This is a genomic window from Corynebacterium sp. HFH0082 (assembly GCF_000411235.1).
Lineage (GTDB): Bacteria > Actinomycetota > Actinomycetes > Mycobacteriales > Mycobacteriaceae > Corynebacterium > Corynebacterium jeikeium_D.
The window spans coordinates 446,882-468,101 of sequence record NZ_KE150404.1 but is presented as its reverse complement, the minus strand read 5'-3'; the positions used below and the strand labels follow the sequence as shown (position 1 = coordinate 468,101).

Annotated in this window: 20 protein-coding genes; 9 read left to right on the top strand and 11 right to left on the bottom strand. The window is 60.1% G+C overall.

The window, feature by feature from the left end:
- Window positions 1-17 precede the first annotated feature (17 nt).
- Complete coding sequence (locus HMPREF1206_RS01940) at window positions 18-2,555, bottom strand: hypothetical protein (RefSeq protein WP_016421727.1); 2,538 nt, start codon at window positions 2,553-2,555, stop codon at window positions 18-20.
- A 6-nt stretch (window positions 2,556-2,561) separates the two neighbouring features.
- Complete coding sequence (locus HMPREF1206_RS01935; RefSeq protein WP_172620226.1) at window positions 2,562-3,419, bottom strand: NUDIX hydrolase; 858 nt, start codon at window positions 3,417-3,419, stop codon at window positions 2,562-2,564.
- A 160-nt stretch (window positions 3,420-3,579) separates the two neighbouring features.
- Between HMPREF1206_RS01935 and HMPREF1206_RS01930 the strand changes: the two genes are divergently transcribed.
- The 4 genes from HMPREF1206_RS01930 to HMPREF1206_RS01915 all read left to right on the top strand — a co-directional run bounded on the left by HMPREF1206_RS01930 (window position 3,580) and on the right by HMPREF1206_RS01915 (window position 6,811).
- Window positions 3,580-5,022: a CCA tRNA nucleotidyltransferase gene (locus HMPREF1206_RS01930; RefSeq protein WP_016421726.1), complete on the top strand. Its 1,443-nt coding sequence runs from the start codon at window positions 3,580-3,582 to the stop codon at window positions 5,020-5,022.
- Window positions 5,022-5,663: a YqgE/AlgH family protein gene (locus HMPREF1206_RS01925; RefSeq protein WP_016421725.1), complete on the top strand. Its 642-nt coding sequence runs from the start codon at window positions 5,022-5,024 to the stop codon at window positions 5,661-5,663. The genes HMPREF1206_RS01930 and HMPREF1206_RS01925 overlap by 1 nt, the downstream gene beginning before the upstream one ends.
- Before the next feature lie 117 nt (window positions 5,664-5,780).
- On the top strand, window positions 5,781-6,464 hold the full coding sequence (locus HMPREF1206_RS01920; RefSeq protein ID WP_042389007.1) for an AzlC family ABC transporter permease: 684 nt from the start codon (window positions 5,781-5,783) through the stop codon (window positions 6,462-6,464).
- Window positions 6,461-6,811, top strand: a complete 351-nt coding sequence (locus HMPREF1206_RS01915; RefSeq protein WP_016421723.1) for a branched-chain amino acid transporter permease — start codon at window positions 6,461-6,463, stop codon at window positions 6,809-6,811. Before HMPREF1206_RS01920 ends, HMPREF1206_RS01915 begins: the two co-directional genes overlap by 4 nt.
- Window positions 6,812-6,862: 51 nt before the next feature.
- Here the strand turns inward: HMPREF1206_RS01915 and HMPREF1206_RS11260 are convergent, their stop codons facing one another.
- The 4 genes from HMPREF1206_RS11260 to HMPREF1206_RS01895 form a co-directional block, all read right to left on the bottom strand.
- Window positions 6,863-7,810: a hypothetical protein gene (locus tag HMPREF1206_RS11260; RefSeq protein WP_052317792.1), complete on the bottom strand. Its 948-nt coding sequence runs from the start codon at window positions 7,808-7,810 to the stop codon at window positions 6,863-6,865.
- A gap of 275 nt (window positions 7,811-8,085) precedes the next feature.
- Window positions 8,086-8,307, bottom strand: coding sequence for a hypothetical protein (locus tag HMPREF1206_RS01905; protein ID WP_005323143.1), 222 nt, complete (start codon window positions 8,305-8,307; stop codon window positions 8,086-8,088).
- Window positions 8,304-8,588 carry a winged helix-turn-helix domain-containing protein gene (locus tag HMPREF1206_RS01900; protein WP_230310978.1) on the bottom strand — a complete coding sequence of 95 codons (285 nt, stop codon included), beginning with the start codon at window positions 8,586-8,588 and terminating at the stop codon, window positions 8,304-8,306. Before HMPREF1206_RS01900 ends, HMPREF1206_RS01905 begins: the two co-directional genes overlap by 4 nt.
- A gap of 236 nt (window positions 8,589-8,824) precedes the next feature.
- Complete coding sequence (locus HMPREF1206_RS01895; protein WP_016421719.1) at window positions 8,825-9,286, bottom strand: hypothetical protein; 462 nt, start codon at window positions 9,284-9,286, stop codon at window positions 8,825-8,827.
- 113 nt (window positions 9,287-9,399) lie between these two features.
- Here HMPREF1206_RS01895 and HMPREF1206_RS11075 point away from each other — a divergent pair, with 113 nt between their 5' ends.
- Both HMPREF1206_RS11075 and HMPREF1206_RS01890 read left to right on the top strand, forming a co-directional pair.
- On the top strand, window positions 9,400-9,729 hold the full coding sequence (locus HMPREF1206_RS11075) for a hypothetical protein (protein WP_172620223.1): 330 nt from the start codon (window positions 9,400-9,402) through the stop codon (window positions 9,727-9,729).
- Between the two features lie 354 nt (window positions 9,730-10,083).
- Entirely contained in the window at window positions 10,084-11,079 is a 996-nt protein-coding gene (locus HMPREF1206_RS01890) for a tyrosine-type recombinase/integrase (RefSeq protein ID WP_016421717.1), read from the top strand.
- Between the two features lie 271 nt (window positions 11,080-11,350).
- Here the strand turns inward: HMPREF1206_RS01890 and HMPREF1206_RS11435 are convergent, their stop codons facing one another.
- Window positions 11,351-11,578 carry a helix-turn-helix domain-containing protein gene (locus HMPREF1206_RS11435; RefSeq protein ID WP_369707169.1) on the bottom strand — a complete coding sequence of 76 codons (228 nt, stop codon included), beginning with the start codon at window positions 11,576-11,578 and terminating at the stop codon, window positions 11,351-11,353.
- 153 nt (window positions 11,579-11,731) lie between these two features.
- Between HMPREF1206_RS11435 and HMPREF1206_RS10875 the strand changes: the two genes are divergently transcribed.
- Both HMPREF1206_RS10875 and HMPREF1206_RS01880 read left to right on the top strand, forming a co-directional pair.
- Window positions 11,732-12,712, top strand: a complete 981-nt coding sequence (locus tag HMPREF1206_RS10875; protein ID WP_147580925.1) for a hypothetical protein — start codon at window positions 11,732-11,734, stop codon at window positions 12,710-12,712.
- Window positions 12,713-14,479: a hypothetical protein gene (locus HMPREF1206_RS01880; protein ID WP_016421715.1), complete on the top strand. Its 1,767-nt coding sequence runs from the start codon at window positions 12,713-12,715 to the stop codon at window positions 14,477-14,479.
- A 244-nt stretch (window positions 14,480-14,723) separates the two neighbouring features.
- Here the strand turns inward: HMPREF1206_RS01880 and HMPREF1206_RS01875 are convergent, their stop codons facing one another.
- The 3 genes from HMPREF1206_RS01875 to HMPREF1206_RS01865 form a co-directional block, all read right to left on the bottom strand.
- Window positions 14,724-15,854, bottom strand: a complete 1,131-nt coding sequence (locus HMPREF1206_RS01875; protein WP_016421714.1) for a DUF695 domain-containing protein — start codon at window positions 15,852-15,854, stop codon at window positions 14,724-14,726.
- A 108-nt stretch (window positions 15,855-15,962) separates the two neighbouring features.
- Window positions 15,963-16,946, bottom strand: coding sequence for a bile acid:sodium symporter family protein (locus HMPREF1206_RS01870; RefSeq protein WP_016421713.1), 984 nt, complete (start codon window positions 16,944-16,946; stop codon window positions 15,963-15,965).
- A gap of 71 nt (window positions 16,947-17,017) precedes the next feature.
- A complete protein-coding gene (locus tag HMPREF1206_RS01865; RefSeq protein ID WP_016421712.1) occupies window positions 17,018-17,629 on the bottom strand; it encodes an SdpI family protein in 612 nt (203 codons plus the stop codon).
- 60 nt (window positions 17,630-17,689) lie between these two features.
- Here HMPREF1206_RS01865 and leuS point away from each other — a divergent pair, with 60 nt between their 5' ends.
- Complete coding sequence (gene leuS / locus HMPREF1206_RS01860) at window positions 17,690-20,608, top strand: leucine--tRNA ligase (protein ID WP_016421711.1); 2,919 nt, start codon at window positions 17,690-17,692, stop codon at window positions 20,606-20,608.
- 154 nt (window positions 20,609-20,762) lie between these two features.
- Here leuS and HMPREF1206_RS01855 read toward each other — a convergent pair whose 3' ends face one another.
- Entirely contained in the window at window positions 20,763-21,179 is a 417-nt protein-coding gene (locus tag HMPREF1206_RS01855; protein ID WP_016421710.1) for a hypothetical protein, read from the bottom strand.
- Window positions 21,180-21,220: the final 41 nt, after the last annotated feature.

Below are 21,220 nucleotides of genomic sequence, written 5' to 3'. Positions count from 1 at the left end.
GTTGCTTAAAAGGGGGTCTATTTCCGAAAGTACTGAGACCGTTTTGCGGCAAAAAACCCACCAACAGTGACGATGACGAGGGTCACGATAGCCAAAACCCCAACCGAAGCGCCCGATTGCACGGAAATACTCACTGATCGAGAAATCGGCGTGCCGCCAGGTGATTCGAGCCACAGCAACAGGTTGTGGGAGTTGTCTCCACTATCCCGTGGCCGGTCTCCCTCTGGAGCATTGGTCGCCGGAGTGGATTCTGCATCATCACCCGACTTCGGAGTGAACTGAACAGTCACCGACCCCTTGGCGGGGATGGCGGCCTCATACTTCTCCTCCAACACCGAATCTCCAGCGCCGACGCGCACGAACGCGGGAACCGGCAGCGGCAGGCCATTACGAGCCAGCACCGCAATCGGCGACAGCTGCGTTGCGCGGGTGTAGACACCGCCGGGAGCTACCAACGTCACCGAATTGCGCAGGCGTCGATTCATAATCAGTGCCTGGTCGCTGAGTTCTTCGCTCCGCCGCTGCACGTCAGTTGACTGCAGCTGATTTCGCCGGCCGAGAGTTGTAAACGAGCGCAGCAAGTCGTGCCGCAGGGGACGGGTGAATTCATACCGCGTCAGCGCGACATTGGGATCGTTGGACATGATTGTGGTCAGGTCGGTGATCTCGCGGGAGGCCGTCTGAGCCTTCTCCACGAGCGTCTCACTCACTGGCGCGGGATCGGCAAGCTTGTCAATTGGAGTAACCGAGCCCGCATCCAGGTCGTGAGCTGAAGCGGTGATGGAGTCCATCAGCGGAGTCAGCTCAGCCAGGTTATCGTCCACGGCTTTCCGGACCGCGGCCATGAAATCTTCAGCGTCGCTAGCGCGTGGATCCCAACCGGACGGTGGTGCTGCCACCACAGCCGCACGAGGGTCATCCGAATCAGTCAGTGATTGGAACAGAGTGCCAATCGCTGTCTGCATCCGTGCAGCTTCGGAGTCGATTCGGAAATCGTAGCGTCCGAGCAGATTCGAATACGCCACAGTCTGGGGAGACCGTCCTGTTGCAGCCAGAGAGGTTGTCAGTGCCCCAGGGAGGGCGAAGGCGCGGCTACCGTCGGCAAGCACGCCACTATGGCCGGGGCGCAGTGTCTGACCATCGGCGGTGAAGGCGGTGTTGTCTGCGACTAACACGGTGGTGTCGTGCGCGGCTTCGGGTGGAGTGGGCGACGGTGGCATCGTCTCGCCGGTATCTACGCGGTTTTCGAATGCGCGCTCCGGGGTGGTCCCGTTCAGGGCCGTGGCCGCCGAGTACAGCGGGGCGCTTTCCGACGTCACGTATCCCTCGGCCGGCAAATAGAGGCCCGGCAGTGCCTGAACGTCCAAATGCTTGGCGATAGTCTGCCGACCAGCGGCGAGTGCCTCCATCGAAAGCTCGTGATCCCCCACGCGAGCCACGGCGCTGGCATCGGTGCCGCCCCACGGCAGTGACAGTGTGCAGGTGTCCTGTGTGAGATCGTGCAGCCGATTGAGCCAGGCGGCAGCATTGTCACTGGCGGGCATATGCGTGAGATTGGTGTCATCCGCGTTTCCCCAGGAATCCCGCAGTCGCGGAGAGGACTCCACAGGACTTGGGCGGCTGGTGCCAATCCAGTATTCGCGGGTCATCCTGGAGATTGCGTCGAGGGTCTCCGGGTCGATGGCGATGCAGGTCGATTCCCGCAACCTCTGCCCATCCGGGCCGGCAAAGCCCTTTTCCAACGAGGTGAGCAAACCGTCGAGGCGGCCACCGCGTTCGAGAGACTCGGCCAAAGAATTGTCGGTGAGGATGAGATTCGGCGACGAGGGTGCGTCACCGGTCTCACCGCCGACCAGTGGCACTGGCTGGCTGATGGGCCAAATCAGCGAAAACAGCACTGGGTCGCGGCGGGTGGGCGCATCGGAATTGTCGGTCTCATCGTTGTCGTTCTCATCACCGGCAGGCGGTTCCGGCTCATCACCTTCCGCTTGCGGATCCGTCACCGGAAGCAGTGCGCGTGTTTCCGCCAGCAGGCGGTCGATGTCATCTGCCGGTTGCCCGTTAGCATTGATGAGCAGCGGAAACGTGCCGGCTTCCGTGATGTCGAGTCCTTCTGGAGCCGGTGCGGAGATAGGAACACTTAGCGTAACCTCACGCTTCTCCCCCGCTTTCAGCTCGATGGGGGCACTGAAGGTCCCAGCCACATCAAACACCGATTCAGGCTCAGCGAGAATCGTCCGCGCATCTGCAGAGGAAGCCAGTGCGCCGGCCCGCTGTGGGCGCAGCGCAACATTGCTGATATCCGCATCGGAGGTGTTGTGCACCTGCACCTTGATGGTCAGCGTCGAATGTAGAGCCGCGACATGCGGAGTGAAGCTGGTTATCGAAAGCCGAAGGGGTCCCTGTTCACCGACTCGATTGGTACCACTGCCCCACAACTGCTCATCTTGCGCAAAAGCTGGGGGCGCAACGGCCGTCGGCAAGCACAGTATGAGCGCTGCGGTGGCGGCCGTGACTTTACGAACAACATTCCTTGGCAACTGCAACCTGAACATGCGCAATCACCTCGGCGTCTGCCGGCCTGCTCGCTTTTCCGCGCGGGCGAGATCGGGCAGCAGATTGTGCGCGCGCCGGGCCAGTTTGCGTTCGTCAGCGTAGGCCAACCGCTCCACCAGGGTGTCTACCGGGACCCACATGACCTGAGTGACCTCGGGATCTTCGTCGTTCAAATCGCCATCGACGTAGCGCAGAAGGTGATGGTGCACGGTCTTGTGAATCCGCGTGCCATCGGAGACAAACCAGTAGTCAATCACACCGAGCTCTTCGATGACCTCGCCGCGAATGCCCGTTTCTTCCCACACCTCACGTTCGGCGGTGGAATCGAAAGCTTCGCCGGGTTCGACATGGCCCTTAGGCATCGACCACAGCAGGCGCCCGCGACGATCGTGCCGACCAATCAGCGCGACATAAATCCGTGACAGGTTGACTTTGCCGCCATCGCCGACAGCCTCAGCAAGCCCCGAGACGACCAGTCCGCCCGCCGAAGTCTCAATCGAGGTCTGCATCGGCGCTGCATTTTGCGCGCGCGACGAGTGCGCACGGCGATTGTTTGTGCGCTTCGTCTGTGCGTGACGACGGCGATTGTTCCTATCCTGACCGTTCTTACGGCCACCGCGGTTGTTCGACTGCTTCGAGGGTCGTGCCGACTTCGGTGATTTGGAAGATTTCTTGGCGCCACCGGAGTTTGGCTTGGCCTTTTGGGGGCCATTGGCACCGGAGCCACTACGTTTCGCAGAATTTCCGCTGGTAGTAGCGTTGCTAGTGTTGGTGGACGAGGAAACGCCACCCCTTCTGCGCGGTCGCCGACGACGTCGACGGCTCTTCGCCGCCGAGTTGTCATTGCGTACCACGTTGTTCATTCCACTTAGACTACCGGGTTTATAGGTATAAGCGGGTATTGTGTCGGTCGTGACACAATCGACTCCTTCAACGACAAATGGTGACCAGCCCGGGGGGACTACACCTCACGGTGCTACTCCGGCGACTGCTGACGCAGACCCACAGGTGCGCAGGACGGCAATGCTGGCAGTGGCGGATCAGGCGATCGCCAAGGAGTCGGAGATCCTCGATTCGCTGGCAGCCGCGTTTAGTGCAGCTGGCCATCGCCTGTACCTCGTGGGCGGTTCTGTGCGCGATGCTCTCTTAGGGCGACTGGGCGTGGATCTCGATTTCACCACCGACGCGCGCCCGGAGGTGACACGCGCAATCCTCGATGACTGGGCGGACATTGTCTGGGATACCGGCATTGAATTCGGCACACTCTCCGCGGAACGGCATGGCCGTCAGGTGGAGATCACCACCTTCCGCGCGGATACGTATGACCAGGTCAGCCGGAATCCGGAGGTCACTTTCGGTGACACGCTGGAGGGCGATCTAATCCGCCGTGATTTCCGCTGTAACGCCATCGCCGTGGAGCTCCACGGTGACGGCACCCGCACCTTCCTCGACCCGCTCGGAGGTTTCGAGGATCTTGTCGCGGGTGTGTTGGACACCCCGGGGGCGCCGGAGGTCAGTTTTGGCGACGACCCCCTGCGGATGCTGCGTGCCTGCCGCTTCGCATCCCAGCTGGGGTTCGACGTGGCACCGCGTGTGCTCAAAGCGCTGAAGGAAATGTCCAGCGAAATTGACCGCATCACGGTCGAGCGCATCTCCACCGAGCTGAACAAGCTCATCCTGGGTGCGGACCCAAGCCGAGGTATCGACCTGATGGTGGAATCGGGGTTGGCCGACCGCGTGCTGCCGGAGATCTCCGACATGCGCATGACGCAGGATGAACACCGCCAGCACAAGGATGTCTACCAACACTCTCTGCAGGTCATGCGGCAAGCTATTGACCAGGAAGAACCCGGTGAACCGGACCTCGTACTGCGCTGGGCGGCACTGCTGCACGACTGCGGCAAACCCGCTACCCGTGCCTACAACGAGCAGGGAAACGTCACCTTTTACCAGCACGAAGTTGTCGGCGCGAAGCTGGTGCGACGCCGCCTTCGGAAACTGAAGTTCCCGAAGAAGACCAACCACGAAATCTCGCAGTTGGTCTACCTGCACATGCGCTTCCACGGCTACGGCGAAGGCAAGTGGACGGACTCGGCGGTGCGACGTTATGTCAACGACGCCGGAGATCTGTTGGAACGACTCAACAAAATCGTGCGGGCCGACTGTACGACGAGAAACCGTCGTAAAGCAGCACGCCTCGCACGAGCCTGCGACAGCCTGGAAGCGCGAATCAAGGAGCTCGCCGAGCAGGAGGACCTCGCACGCGTCCGCCCCGACCTGGATGGCAACGAAATCATGGAAATTCTGGACCTGAAGCCCGGCAAAGAAGTCGGACAGGCCTGGAATTACCTGAAAGAGCTGCGATTGGAGTCCGGTCCGCTGGAGCGTGAAGATGCTATCTTGGCGCTGAAGAAATGGTGGTACGAGCAGTCCGGTGAGCAGGCTGAAAGCGAAAGTGAGAGCTAATGGCATCGATTAATCCGGAAAATCTCTACGGCGACCGGCTTTTTACCAGCCTCGAGCGCAACGACCCGGCTGCCGGTATGCTGCTGCTCGCAGCACCCGGCATGCTCTCGCCGGAGTTTTCCCGCTCGGTGATTTTCCTCATTGAGCACGATGAACACGGCACCCTTGGTGTCGATCTCACACAGCGTTCGCAGACGCCGGTGCACAATGTGCTCGAGCCTTGGGCGCCGCTGATGGCCAAGCCGCCGGTGCTCTACGTCGGGGGTCCGGTCAACCAGACACAGCCAATCTGCATTGGTGTGGTGCGAAATGGTGCCACCCTCCCAGAGGAGACCGACAGTATTACCGGTGCCCCGCTGATGGAACGCATCGCTCACAGGTTTGCGCTGGTCAACCTCGGTGCGGAGCCGGAGGGCGTACGCGACCGCATAGATGGCGCACGCATCTTCGCCGGTTACGCAGGCTGGGATCCGGGGCAGCTGGAAGACGAGCTCGAGCGCGGTGACTGGTACGTCGCCCCTGCCCTGCCCTCAGATGTACTCGCGCCTGCTGCCGCAGACATCTGGGGTGATTGCATGCGCCGTCAGCCCTGGCCGCTGCCACTGTATGGCACCTATCCCGTAGATGTACGTGACAACTAGATGAGTGAGCACATCAATACCGAAGGAATCAGCGCTGAAGGAAGTAGCGCCACAACCACAGCAACTGGCGACCGCAGCGACATAGCTGCCGGCATCCGGCAGACACTGCCCGTGGGCATGGGACTCATTCCGCTAGGGCTCGCATTCGGCCTGCTCATCGCACAAACTGGCTTTAGCTGGTGGTGGGCACCCATCTTCTCCTTCGTGGTCTACGCGGGGTCGATGGAGTTCCTCGCTGTTGGCCTGGTTATGGCGCATACGGGTCTGCTCGGCTGTGCCGTGACGTCCTTTATGGTCAACTTCCGCCACGTCTTCTACGGACTGACGTTCCCACGCGATCGGATACAGTCTCGTCTCGGCCGCGCATACTCCACATACGCGCTTACCGACGAGTCGTATGCCATCGTCTCTGCAGCAAATCCGACCGAAAAGATGTCGGGCCGCCGACTGTTGACAATTCAGATTCTCTGCCAGTTATTGTGGGTGGGCTCCGGTATTGTCGGGGCTCTAACCGGCGCAGCACTGCCCGAGGGTATCCGCGGTGCCGAGTTCGCACTGGTGGCGCTCTTTACGGTGCTGGCCATGGACGCGTTTGAGACTTCCAAGGATTGGTCACTGCCCCTGTCCGCTATCGTCTGCACGCTGGTGGGCTGGCTGATTAACCCGAACCAGATGCTGGTTATCGGACTGCTGATGTACTTCGGCCTGCTGCTGTTGCGCGTGTGGTCGCCGCGGGTGGATCGGGTGATGCGCATGACGTCGGCAAGCAAGCCGCGTACGACGGAGGGAGAGCGAGCATGACTGCGTTGCCCGATTCCGGCTATGTGCTTGCCGCGCTCTTTGCGATGGGAGCGGTGACAGTTGCGCTGCGTGCGCTGCCGTTTGCGTTCGTGCGCACTCTGAAGGGGTCTCCCCTGTTCGAGTTCCTCGGCACGACCATGCCGGTTGGAGTCATGGTGGCGTTGGTTGCCTACACCGTCTTCGGGCGGCTAGGACTCAGCGGTGAGAGTGGCGACCCCGGCGCTGCCTGGGCCGTGCCCGTAGCACTGGTGGTCACCATTGGCCTGCACTGGTGGCGGCGTAACACCGTGATTTCGATTTTTGTAGGCACGGCGCTGTATATGGTCCTCGTGAACCTTGTCGCGTGAGGTGCGCTGTGTGTGGGACGGTGCCAGCGGACCAGTGGCTAGCGGCAGTGGCTAGAACTGTGCCGGTACCTGACCAGTGAAGTCCGGTAGTCCCGGAATCTGGGGCAGCTGCGGGGATTCCGGCAGATTCAGTAGTTCGCCGAGATTCGGGCTCTCGGGCAGGTTCGGGACGCCTGGGATGTCCGGCAGGCTCGGGCTGTCGGGCAGGCCAGGCAGCGATGGAGTGCCCAGCGTGCCGTCGAAGGCATTCTGAACATCACTGGTGTGAGTTTCCTTCGTGCCGTAGGTGTTAGCAGCGACGCTGAAGTCAGGTCCAATGGATGCCGAGGCGTGAACGCTCTGGCGGTCATCGGACCAACCCCACTTTGTGCCAATAACACCCGGCAGCGTGGCGGTGCCGTAATCCTGACGGTAGCCATCCGCTGCCACAGGTGACGCGGTGCTCATAGCAACCAGCACCGGGTCAGAAGAGTTCTCACGCTTCTTGGCCTCCAAGAACTTCACAGTGTCCGCGCTGGACGTTGTTGAATTTCCCCAGTGATCTGCACCATGGGTGTTGCTGAGGCCGTACTCACGCGCAGTGGCGTTGATGGAATCCGGGTAACGGCCATAGAGCTCACTGGCGATATTGTCATCGGAGTAGCGAATCATCTCTGTGGCCTTCGCCTTGTCCGCCTCTGTGCCATGTTTGAAGACGTAGTCCGCAATGTAGAGCTTGACAATCGAAAGCCCCGGACGAGCCTCATTTTCGTTCGCCGTACCGTAGTGCGTGCCACTTGGGGTGTGGGTAAAGCTGATCTGGGTTCGCCCCGGAGCATCAATAGTGCCCTGCGGAGTCAGTTTTGGCTGCGGAGCCGCAGCGACGTTTCCAGCTGCCAGCGGAAGGCTGGTGACAGCGATGACACCGGTAAGACCCATGCGAATCGCGCGGGAAGGCCGTGGAGTAAGACGATGAGTCTTTTGCGAAACTACCCACCCACCTGCAACGACCCGAACCACAGCTATGGTTTCCGTCGGTTTCCGTTCCCGGTTCCGTCGGCAGGTGGGCCGGGGCGGTGTCGGAGGTGGGGGCACACCACGTGGTTCGTCCCCAGTCCTAGCCCCTATCCGCGAGAGGGACAGGATAACGCCACGACCGGAGACACACCCCGCCGCCAAAGTCACAAGCAAGTTTATGTTGCTGGAGGTCTACGCGACGCGCTTAGCGCATACGCTGTGACAGCCCATAGCGCGGAGCCAAAACCACCGCGCCCCTTGTTTAAGGAAGAGCCTGATTACTCGGGGATCTCGCTGAGTTGGGCCTCAATCCGATCCAACCGCTCGGTGATGTTGCGTAGGTGCTCCACGATGAGTTGGTTGGAACCATCGATCGCCGTCGCCGTTTCGCGTCGTGCGCTGGTGACGGTGCGTACCACCCAGACGGTAAGAGCAACGAAGATCGCGAGTGGTAGTGCGGCGGCGAGGATGACAAGAAATACGGTAGCGGTAAGTGTCACGAAGATTCCCTTTTCTGTTCTTGATTAATCAGGTGCCTAATGTGGTCTGGAGTTACTTCAAGCTGAAACGGAGCGACCCAGTAGTGCTTCCTCACTCGGCTCTCTCCGAGCTGTTCCAGGCCACTCTCGATGAGTCCAGCAGCTTCCAAGCGGTTGAGGTGCTGGTAGAGCAGTGGCCGAGACATCCCGAGTCGGCGGGCCAGCTCACTGACATGGGTCGAATCCGTCTCTAGGGAGGCGATAATTCGCAACCGAGGCTCACTTCCGAGAGCACTGAGCATCTGAGCGAGCCGTGCTGCGTCCATCATCCCTCCGTATCGTAATCGAACGATGTCAGGTGTAAGTATATGCTTACAGTCGGCGGTGTGCAAGTTCTGCCGGGTCTGGCGGAGACGCTGCCCGACTTAAGACGTGGCCGGTGTCCCATCACGTCCCCTCTTCACCCTCCCCAAGAAGAAACCCAGCCGCAGCACACACCACAGCTGGGTTCCTTCATGGCTTACAGCGTAGCCAGCAGCTACAGCCGCTCGATGTCTACATCGCCATCGAGAATCCTCGGCTCTACCTCCATGTGGATCCCGCGGTAGGGAAGTAGTGCGCGGATAATGTCGTGGGTGATGTCGATGCCTGGAGATGGTTCGTCCCGCAAAAGGTGGTACAGGCTAGGGCAGTAGTCCACGCCGGGAAACTCGTCCTTTGCTTCGGGAACGCACCCGTCCGGGTCAAAAGTCGTGCAGCGAATGATCAGGTCGTCGTGGACACTATTGGGTAGATTGATGGTGAGTCCTGGTGTGGTGGCAGACGTGTCTGCAACCGTGGCCTCGTTTACAGACCGGGTAAGCGGGATTAGGCCGCGGGCGGACTCACCGCCTTGGATGCGGGTGAGTCCCGCACGGTTTCCGTAAGTGTCGGCCAGGGTGACAAACGTGACGCGCACGGGGGCTGTGGCTACCGCGAGCGCCGAGAAGCCGGTGAGCACTCGGTCGTTGACCAGCCTCTCCGGTAAACGTCAGAGTGTGGTTGTAGAGCGCGGCGGTGGCCATTGACACCATGGTGCCTTCCACCTGCTTTCGCTCTCGCAGCGTGGCGGTGATGAGTTCGAGTTCATCCACGGTGGTTTCGGCGGTGAAGTACTGGCAGTACAGCGGTGCTGTGAGGTCAAGTGTGGACATGGTTCGTCCCCTTTCTTGTGTGGTGTGGACGGGTGCTGGGCGCAGCGTGCAGGCGATTAAATTGCGTATCCGCAAACTGTCCGCGCGGTGGATCGGGCTACACCGCGCAGGTACTGGAGTCGGTCGTGCATCGGTCGTAATTGCGTATCCGCAAACTGTCCCAACGATGGTCACGCTAGACGGCTCGGGTCGTGCGTCAAGCTCCACGCAGGTCGCGGGCTGGGCGGCTAACCACAACCGGGGGCAGTGAATCTACATGTTGGGGTGGCCTGTCCTTCAGGCCACAAGACGGGGCTGTGGTGGGCGTGGTGGGTAGGGTTAAGGCCGCGAATGTCGCCGCCTCGGGGGTACTAAATATGGCATGTCCCTTTGTCGATTTCCCCAACATGGTGTGGTGGTTCGTCTCGGCACCGATTGCGGAACCGCAAACATGCAGGTCATATAAGGAGTTTGTGTGACGTTGGCGAGATAAACCCACCGCCTTGCCAGATTGCAGATCGGCAAACAAGACTACGCGTAGCGGGATGCACTACTTGACTCTCAAGACGTAGCATCAGCTACACCCGCTGCACTCCACTCTCAAAGGTCAGGGAGGAAAGACCGAATGCCCAGCAACTACACCGCCGCCGACTTTGATGCGATCATCGCCAACTACACACCACACGCGGTTCGCTCAGAACCGTGGAGCCACGTTGCCGACTTCACCCGCGAGTGCGTGCGCGCACTTGACCTCACCCCGGACAACACCAGCCGCGACGCACTGCGCAACACGCTCAACTGCGTGTCCAAGCTCGCCGCGTGGGTGTGGGTGAGCTACGGCGTGGTCACCGTCGAGACCGTATTCCACCCCGACATCATCGGAAACTACTTCCTTGCCGGTGACGGCAAGAACCTCAGCCCATCTACCGCAGGAACCCAGCGCTCGCTACTGTGCCGGGCGGCAGAAGTGCTCAACGACGACTGGAATCCCGACTACCAGCACCCGATCACCTACGAACCAGCACTCCAGCCCTACGACAGCTATGCCACCGACCGGCTGTGGGACTGGGCTGAGTCGCAACCTACCGCCGCCCGCCGCCGCAACTTCACCACGGTGCTAGCGCTCACCCTGGGCGCGGGGCTACGCGCGGGAGAAATTTGTACGCTGCGCGGCAAAGACGTACGTGTTGACGGCGACGGAGTGCTGCTATTTCCGCACGGATACCGCGGTGCTGGCCCGCGCGAGGTGCCACTGCTGAAAACTCATACCGAGGTACTTCAGCCGGTCATTATGGCGACCGGCCCGGAGGACTACCTGTTTAGACCAGGCCGCGACAACGAGAATGTCAGCCAGCTCTCGGCCTATCTTCGCCGGGTAACACCGAGCACGTCGCCAGAGATGGTGCCGGATACCCGCAGGCTGCGCAACACCTGGATCATCGACCGCATTGCGGCCGGAGTTCCCGCTGATGTGCTGTGTGCTGCGGCAGGACTAAAGTCCTTGCATCAATTCGAGGATTATGTGGTTGAAGCCGGAGCTAACCGCCGCCACGCCTACCGGCTCCTTCTCGCAGGTGGCTCTACCCACGGCACCCCAGGTGGCGGGCTGTACGTGCTCTAGCGCGCCCGCATTATCCTGCCCTGAATCAGGCCAAGTGAATTGCGGATACGCAAAAGTTAATTGCGGATACGCAAAACTGGTCTCATGGCGCGCCGTGTACACCAGGGACGAACCACTCTGTGACCTGCGGGTTTATAGAAGAGCTGCGATAAGAAGGCACCGCCACCTATTTCATGGTGCGGGTGTGCTCACCTCGTGAGCCATGAACGACAGCTTTGTAACTAATACCCGCCTCACCAGTGTCGGAAACATGCAGTTTCCAACCCTCGGGTCACTGACTGCCGTATCGGTGGCTGCTATGGCGCGGCCACAAGGGCTTGCCTGTGGTGACCTCGATATTGGCAATGACACGTCCCGTCGGGATCATCTCGCCGCGGATGATCCGGGTGATGGTGGAGGTGGGGATACCGCAGGCCTCGGCCAAGTCCTTGGCACTGGGGTAGCTCCCGTCCAGGGTGAGCTGCTGGACGTTGCGGGCAAAGTCCTGCAATTTCCGCATGACCGGATCGTGGGCCTCGATATGGGCATTAGGCCAGTTGGCGTAACGCCTGACCGGAGCCTCGGCGGGAAGGTCGGAAGCCACGAGACCACTTCCTTTGAACAAGAAGAAAAAGACGAACCGCCTAAGTCTAAATACAATGAGGTCTACGCTGTGATCGACACACTGACGACACGCGGATTACTGCCACCTACAACTCCCACCGCCCAGCGCAACCGCAAGCGCGTACTCGCCACGTACTTTTGCTACATGCGCGACCGCTGGTACGACGACATCGACGTGGACGGCTGTATCTACCTGCTGCGCGATGGCGGAAAGATCCGCACCTACTTACAAGCCCGTGACGAGGATTTATCCAAGCCCAGTCTCAATGCCACCCGCCGCATCCTCAACCGCTGCGCAAGCCATGTCATTGGGCTTAAAGGTGCGCTGGAGTGGGCAGAAGAATTGCCGGAGGTCTTTTACCCGGCAGCTAAGTCTCAGCGTCTCGCCTACAACGCCAGCGAACTTATCCGAATCGACGACTGGGTTCACTCCCGCCCGCGCCGCGAGTCGCGGCGCGTGGCCTGCGTTATCGTGTCACTGGCTTTAGGTGCTGGCATGTCCACCGAGGAAATCTATCACTGCCGATACGGCGACTTCACCGACTTTGGCACGGTTCTAGCGGTTCATGCCCGCGGTGGTCGTGGGCTAAAGCCGCGTACAGTTCCGCTGACTTCACCTTTCGACGACCTCATGCGCCAAGTGCTGCATGGTGTGGGCGAGGATCGCAGGGACGAACCACTGGTAAAACCCAACTCAGCGCGCCGCCGCAACGATGCCACAGGCCCACACCTGATTGCTGACTTCATCCACAAGACCAGCCAAAACCCATCGAGTACCGGCCTTGCCCCGACACTGCCCAGGCTGCGCTATACCTGGATCGCTACTCATGCCGCCGAGCGCGTGGACTTTAACCAACTGGTCTATGCCACCGGATACATCCAGCCCTTCCGCGACACGTTTCACCACATGATCGTTGAATCTGGCGCGCTCACCGAGACCGAATACCGCGAGTGGATAAGCGGTAGTAGGGACGAACCGGACTATCCGCCGCTGCGACTCGTCGAACCGAATACAGGGGGCGAAGGCTAGGTGGCGAACTTCAACACCACACCCACCCCGCTGCTGCGCCTGGACGGAGCTAGCGTGTCCTGGGCGCTGAGCATCATCGACCGCACCGACATCTGCCACCACCTTGACACCTGGCGGCGCGTAGACGGCTACGACCCCTCCAAAGGAGGACGGCCAACAACCGTCACCGACCGCACCATCCTCGCGCTCTACCTGATTCTGGCCCGCTCTGGTCAACCCATGCACTTGACCACCATGACCACGCTGCTGGCCTCGCCCGACACCACTGAGAAAGCCCTGGAACTGCTTAACCTGCCCAGCCGCGATAGGGCACGACGGGTAGGTGATAACTACGCCACCCAGCACAACATCTGGTATCACCGCCTGTGGCGAGCACTGCACAGCTTCCTGCACGTCATTGATCCCTTCGACAACATCACTCACCACGCCCGGCTTACCCGCAGCGAGTTCAACCGGCTGATGGACGAACAATCCACTGAGCGCCGCGAAGAAAAGTGGCAGCGCGCCACCTATGTCTTCAACGAACTGGTCATGTCCAGTACCGAGGACATGCCTGAGGAATACCGCAACAACTGGCAGGGAGACCTCACCCTAGATGGAACACTTATTCCAGGTGTTCGCCGTGGCAACAACCGTTGGACGAACCGGCCGGACGATCTTATGTCTTCTGAGCCGGAAGCAGGCTGGTATTCCCGCGACGAACAGCAGGAAACACACGGCGAAAACAAGCGCCGGAAGAACGCCAAGCACGTCTGGGGTTGGGAGGCCACACTTGTTGCAGGTGTCATTCAAAATCAAGGCCCATATCGTCAGCCACACCTGATTATGGGCATGGCTTTTGACCGGCCCAGCCACAACCCTGCGATCCGCGGGCTGGAAGCCATGCGGCACCTCACCGACGATCCTGAGACACCTAAGGGCACAGTGGTAGGAGATCGTGCGTACTTCGCGGTGGCTAAGACCAAACACTTCCATGAACCACTGCGTAAAAAGGGATACACGCTGGTGGGGGACTATAAATCCAACCAGCTGGGAAAGCGTGGATCCTATGAAACCATGGGGCTGGTCGAAGGCCACTGGTATTGTCCTGCCATGCCGAAACCGCTGGTGGAAGCCACTGAAGACTTCTATGCGGGACGCATTGACGAGGCCACCTACAACCAGCGGATCAACGAACGCCGCATGTTTGCCATGCGAAGAAAAGGCAAGGATCTCTCTGGTGATAGCCAGATGTTTATGTGTCCGGGACGAGGTAAAGGAAAGACACTGGCATGTCCCTTGGTGGAAAAGAGTCAGCGCCAGGACGCGAAAGCCAAAGGACTACCCACGATCTCCGGGCCAAACCTCATTGCTGCACGCAAAGAAAAAGGAAAGTGCTGTACCAATAAGGCCTCGGTAACCATCCCAAATAAGGAAGGTATGCGCTACCGGCAAACTGGCCCTGCTTTCAAGACACCGGAATGGAAGAAGATTTATGGCATCTGGCGCAATGTGATTGAAACTCGCAACGACTATGTAAAGAACAACCGCGGTGGTGCAGCAATTGGTGACCACACGAGAAGACCTGTGCGTGGTTTCGCTGCGGCTTTCTTCTATACGGCTTTAGGTGTGGTTGCGGCCAATGTATCCATGATCCGACGTTTTCTTGGCCGGGTGGAGCGAGACGAAAAGACCCCACCGCCTGAAAGCCGTGAGCCACAGCCGCCGCGCGATCCGGCGCGCGAGAAGGCAAGCCCGAACGCGCCGCCTGTGCGCGAGGCAGCTTAAGACCAACTAAATACTTTTATCCATCTAGCTCGGAAAACCGATAAGGGGTTCCGGGCTAGAAGTCGTTTTAGAGGGGACGAACCATGCTGTGTTTGTTATTGGTCAACACCCGGATCAGAGCGAAAACGACCAAACCCACCGCGGTGAAGCGGTGGGTTTAGCTATGCGGAGCAGTTTCGCAAATGATTTAAGCTAGATTCGCAAAACCGTCACGATGACGAGCGTTCATAACAAAAAAACCAATCTACACGCGCAGGTGACCGACGCGCTGCCAAGCTGGATCGTAAGCGGTGTCGACAACGTGCTCTCCGTCGGTCCACGTCTGCGCAACAGCTCGCAGACCCGCCTCCGCATCAGATGCCGGGTCAATAAAGAAGTGCAGCAGAGCCATACCGTCGGACTGCTCAGTTGCGACAAAAATACCCTTGTCCTCAGCGATGGCTTCAGCGGCAGCGGTATTGAACTCGGAGAGGGATTCCTTCGACTCGTCCGTCGGCAAGCCCTTGTCGTCAATGTGAGCGAGCATGAGCTGAATCAGCACATGCTGCGTCATAGTCGGGCTCACCAGCTGCGTAATCGGAGCGCGAGTAGCGACGACGAGCGGCTGGCCGTTGGCTTCGGCATCAATGGTGAGCCACTCCGGGCACTCTTCCGCGAGCTGCTCGACGACACCGCCCAGCTCCGGTAGCGGGATAGCATCTTCCGGCTCCTCGCCAGCGAAGGCGAAACCGCGCAGCCACAGGCCGAAGTCCTCCTCTCCCAGAGCCAGCTGCAGCAGTGTGAAACCTAGCTGAGCTACCAAGCGCTCACCGTCCTCCAACTGAGCAATTGCCGGGAACAGCGGGTGGAATAGGCGAACGTCCACTGCCCCATGACCACTGCTAACAGCCACGCGGGCGTCTGCCGGATCGACCTCGGCGGGAGCATCGGCCTCGAGAGCACCCTGTGCAACCAACGTAGCTGCGACATCCCCCAGCGACAGCTTCATCGCCGGATCCGCTTGGCGGAGGTCGGTGAAAGACCACACCGCGCCGTCGTCAGGCGCGGCCTCCAGCCAACGGCGAGCGACCGGGCGCAGCTCCGGATCGCCGGCAGCGCTCACAGTCAGAAGATGGCGAGAATACGGAGCGCCAGCCTCAAACCCCCAGATGAGCCGGTCATTAATAGCGGCGATGCGGCCGCCGACCTCCTTCTGGACATCAATAATGTCCACATCGGCGGCGTTCGGGGCACCATCGATACCGAGCTGGACACTAAACATCGAGTCGAGCGCATCGGCGCCAAAAGAGTTCCACCACGACCAGAACTCATTGATCGCGGTCTCTTCTGCGGCGCGCTGTTCCGGGGAGAACGGAGCCGGATTCTCGTTAGCCATGCTGAATCTCACACTTTCGTTTGCTCGTTTAAAACCGAACCTTATGTTGTGCGCCCCAGTATATGTGCCAAGCCGGATTCGCCCCTCGGGTCCATGCGCTAGACCGCGTTAAGCGGGTTGTGGCTCCGGCTCAGCTTCTGCTTCCTTGCCCCAGCGAGCGGCGTAGACCGCACAGATCATCAGCTGAATCTGGTGGAAAATCATCAGCGGCAAAATGTAGAGGCTGGCATCGGCACCGAAGATAACGGCAGCCATGGGCAGACCGGTGGCCAGGGACTTCTTCGAACCGCAGAACTGAATCGCAATGCGGTCCTTGCGGTCGAAGCCCATCTTATTTGCGATGAATCCGGACAACCGCAAAACGAATTCCACCAGCACGACCGAAAGCACACACAGGATGACAATGTCCCCTGCCGGCACCTTCGACCAGATGCCCTGCACCATGCCCTCGGAGAAGGCTGCGTAAACGACCATTGCGATGGATAGGCGGTCAACGTTCTTAGTCGTCTTCGCGGCGGCAAACTTCAGGGTCCAACGGCGAGTGAGCTGGCCGATTGCGAATGGCAGCAGCAACTGCAGCGAAATATCCAAGAACACCGACGAATCCACATGAATGCCGCCACCGGTGGCCATCAACAGCATCACCAGCACCGGTGTGACCACAATGCCCAGCAGGTTAGATGCCGAGGCACTGACGATGGCGCCGGCGACATTGCCCTTGGCGATGGACGTGAAGTTCACACTCGACTGCACCGTCGACGGTGCCAGCGTCATGTACAAAATGCCCAGGTAGAGGCCAGGAGAAAGAATCCAATCCAGGGGTTTCATCAGCAGGCCGAGGATTGGGAACAGCACGAATGTGAAAGCCAGAATGGTTATGTGCAGCCGCCAATGCTTAACACCGGCCAACGCATCCTGCGGGCTCAGGCGCGCGCCATAGAGGAAGAACAAGAAGCCAATGGCGATCTTTGTGGCCCAGCTGAAAACCTCAGCGGTAGTGCCGCTTGCAGGAAAAATAATCGCCAGTATCGCTGCAGCAACGATACCGACGATGAGGGGATCTGGACGCCAATTCACAATTCGTTGCCACATGGACAAATAGCTTAGTGGGCAACCAGATGTTGTCTTACTATTTTGCAGAAGCTTTTCTCTGCAATAATTTTTTACTTCTTCTGCTCAGCTGCCTTGCGCAGCGCATCCTTGTCCACAGGCTTGAAAGTGGCATTCGCGGATGAGCCCTTGTCCGTGCACAGTCCTTCCAGGCCACAGGAGCTGCAGCCACCGGAGACACCGCAGTCTGCTGCCGGGTTGTCGGAGCAGCAGGCATCATCAGCCGCAGTGTCGGCGGCATCAGTGGCGGCGGAGTCACAGCCACAGCCGCTGTCACCGTCACCGCACCCACAACCGGAGCCGGACTCGGCGGAGACCTTGGCGTCGTAAAGCGCGATGGTGTGCGAGCCGATAGCCGCACCAATGCCGAGCATGGCGATACCGGCGAGCAGAGCGACGGCGTACCACAGCCACATCCAACCAGAGGCCTCCGGGCGGATGGCGAGGAAGCCGAGCATGGTGGCACCGAGGAAAGCGACAGCGGACACAGCCCACGGCGGGCCGGCAACGCGGTGCGTAATATCCCAGTTTTCCTGGGACTTTCGAGCCTCAGGCGCACGAATTCCGATCCAGTTATTACCCGGTAGCTTCGCCGACCATGCCAAACCAGCGACAACGGCTATGCAAACAGCCAGAACCAGGGTAATTACAGGGATGACAATCATGCTTCCAATTTATATAGGTGGTTGAGCACGTGCCAAACGCACCTATTAGACTGTGAGACCATGACCAACAGCGAAAAGTCCTCGTCCTCGGCAGAAGCCACCGACTACCGCTACTCCCCCGAGCTGGCGACTCAGCTAGAGGGAAAGTGGCAGGCGTATTGGAAAGATAACGGCACCTTCTACGCCCCCAACCCGGTGGGCGATTTGGCAGCTGCCGACGGCTCGACTCCGCCGAAGGACAAGCTTTTCGTACAGGACATGTTCCCGTACCCGTCCGGTGTCGGTCTGCACGTAGGCCACCCGCTGGGATACATCGCCACCGACGTCTTCGCGCGCTTCCACCGCATGCAGGGCGCAAACGTGCTGCACACCCTGGGCTACGACGCCTTCGGCTTGCCGGCGGAGCAGTTCGCAATCCAGACCGGTACGCACCCGCGCGTGACGACGGAAACGAATATCGCCAACATGGAGCGCCAGCTGGGCCGCCTGGGACTTGGCCATGACCGCCGCCGTGTTTTCGCGACCACTGACCAGGACTACTACAAGTGGACGCAGTGGATTTTCCTGCAGATTTACAACGCCTGGTTCGATGAAGATCAGAAGAAGGCTCGCCGCATCGATGAGCTGATTCCACTGTTGGAGTCGGGCGAGATGGCTACCAAGGATGGTCGCGTCTACGCTGAGCTCAGCGAGACCGAGCAACGCGAAGCCGTGGATGAGTTCCGTCTGGTCTACCAGTCGAATTCGATGGTCAACTGGTGTCCGGGCCTCGGCACTGTGCTGTCCAACGAGGAAGTGACCGCCGAGGGCCGTTCGGAGCGCGGTAACTTCCCGGTGTTCCGCAAGCGGCTGGGCCAGTGGATGATGCGCATCACCGCATACGCTGACCGTCTGGTCGACGACCTGGAGCTGCTGGACTGGCCGGACAAGGTCAAGTCCATGCAGCGCAACTGGATTGGCCGCTCCCGCGGTGCCGAGGTCGACTTCACAGCCGAGGTCGGCCCGAAGGTCTCCACCAAGATCAGGGTCTTCACCACTCGCCCGGACACTCTCTTCGGAGCCTCCTACATGGTGCTCGCTCCTGAGCACGAGCTGGTGGATCAGCTGGTCGAAGCCGGCAGCGGTACCTACGAGGGCGTGGATGAGCGCTGGACCTTCGGCAAGGAAACCCCAGCCGAGGCCGTCGCCGCTTACCGCGCCGCAATTGCCTCCAAGTCCGACCTGGAACGCCAGGAGAACAAGGAAAAGACCGGTGTCTTCCTGGGCGCTTACGCCACCAACCCGGTGAGCGGTGAGCAGGTGCCGGTGTTCATTTCCGACTATGTCTTGATTGGCTACGGTACCGGTGCCATCATGGCTGTCCCGGCCCACGATGAGCGCGACTACGAGTTCGCCACTGCCTTCGGTCTGCCAATCCGCGAGGTTGTTGCAGGTGGTGACATTGCAAAGGAGGCGTACGTCGGTAACGGTACGTGCGTGAACTCCGCCAATGATTCCGGCCTGGACATCAATGGCCTGGACAAGGACACCGCCATCGCCACCGTCATTGAGTGGTTGGAGAAGGAAGGTGCTGGTCACGAGAAGGTCCAGTACAAGCTGCGCGACTGGCTATTCGCCCGCCAGCGCTACTGGGGCGAGCCCTTCCCCATCGTCTACGACGAGGACGGTCACGCCCACGCGCTGCCCGAGTCCATGCTTCCGGTCGAGCTGCCAGAGGTCGAGGACTACAAGCCGGTCACCTTCGACCCGGACGATGCCGACACCGAGCCAAAGGCTCCACTGGACAAGGCCACTGACTGGGTCAATGTCGAGCTCGATCTCGGCGATGGCAAGAAGAAGTACCGCCGTGACACCAACGTCATGCCGAACTGGGCAGGTTCCTCCTGGTACCAGCTGCGCTACATCGACCCGAATAACGCTGAGGAGTTCGTTGACCTGGAAAACGAGCGCTACTGGACCGGCCCCCGCCCAGAGACTCACGGTAAGGACGACCCAGGCGGCGTCGACCTCTACGTCGGTGGCGTCGAGCACGCAGTGCTGCACCTGCTCTACTCCCGCTTCTGGCACAAGGTCCTCTTCGACCTCGGCTACGTGACCTCCAAGGAGCCGTACCGCCGTCTGTTCAACCAGGGCTACATCCAGGCTTACGCCTACACCGATGCCCGTGGTGTCTACCAGCCGGCGGATCAGGTTGTTGAGCGCGATGGTAAGTTCCTCATCCCGGGCGGCGCCGAAGACGGCTCTGACCTGGAGGTCTTCCAGGAGTACGGCAAGATGGGCAAGTCCCTGAAGAACGCTGTCTCCCCCGACGAGGTCTGCGACAACTACGGCGCCGACACCCTGCGCGTCTACGAGATGGCCATGGGTCCGCTGGACACCTCCCGCCCGTGGGCGACGAAGGATCTGGTCGGCTCGCAGCGCTTCCTCCAGCGCGCTTGGCGCCTGGTGGTCAATGAGGACTCCGGGGAGCTCGCCGTCACGGACGCAGCGCTTTCCGACGACGACCTCAAGGCGCTCAACCGCACCGTGGAAGGGGTTACCTCTGACTACGCAGAGCTGCGTGACAACACGGCCGTCGCAAAGCTCATTGAGTACGTCAACTACCTGACTAAGACCTACGGTTCGGCCGGTGCACCGCGCGCCGCCGTGGAGCCGCTGGCCCTCATGCTTGGCCCTGTGGCGCCGCATATTGCGGAGGAACTGTGGAGCCGTCTCGGCCACACCGAGTCCCTGGCACACGGCCCGTGGCCGGCAGTTGACGAGAAGTGGCTGGTCGACGACACCGTTGAGCTGCCAGTTCAGATTAACGGCAAGGTTCGCGCTCGCATTGACGTGGCTACCGATGCTTCCCGCGAGGACATCGAGGCCGTCGCGCGTGCCGACGAAAAGGTTGTCGCAGCTGTGGAGAACGCCGGTGGCAATATCGTGAAGGTCATTGTCGTTCCGGGCAAGATGGTCAACCTGGTTGTGAAGAAGTAGCCGGGAGGCTAATGCCTACAAGAAAGTGTCTGGGTTTATGTCAGTTTGAAGCCTAAAATCGGCTCAAATTTGACATAAACCCAGACACTTTCTCGCTTGAGACTTTCTCGCAAAAGCCTCAAGGGGTGGCTCCGAGGCTGGCCGCCTCTTACCCCTACTTAACGCCCAGAATCAGGACGCCGAATGTGGAGAGCATCCACATCAAAGTGAAGGGCATGAGCACCCAGCACATAGCGAGCCACGCGCGCCAGTTGCGGAAGTTTTTCCACTCCACGTAGGTCTGCCAAAAGCCCAAAAGGCAGCCGACCAGGGAGATTACGCCCGGGACAACGGGGAAAAGGATCTCCCAAGTGCGGGAGCAGAGGAAGCTGGACTTACCCGCATCACAGGTGGGGCCACCGACAATGGCGCCGGCGATGCCAATAATGAGGCCCGCGAGCAGCGTCGTAAGAATCACACCCGCGGTGTAGATGTAGGCGCGCTTGCCGGAATACATCTTGCGCTCAAGCTCGTCGAAGATTTCATCCTCATTGCGCCCTGGTGTACTGCGTTCCGATGAATTATCCACCATCTGCTCCCCTCGCCTCTAAATGCCGTCTGATGTGCCTGCCA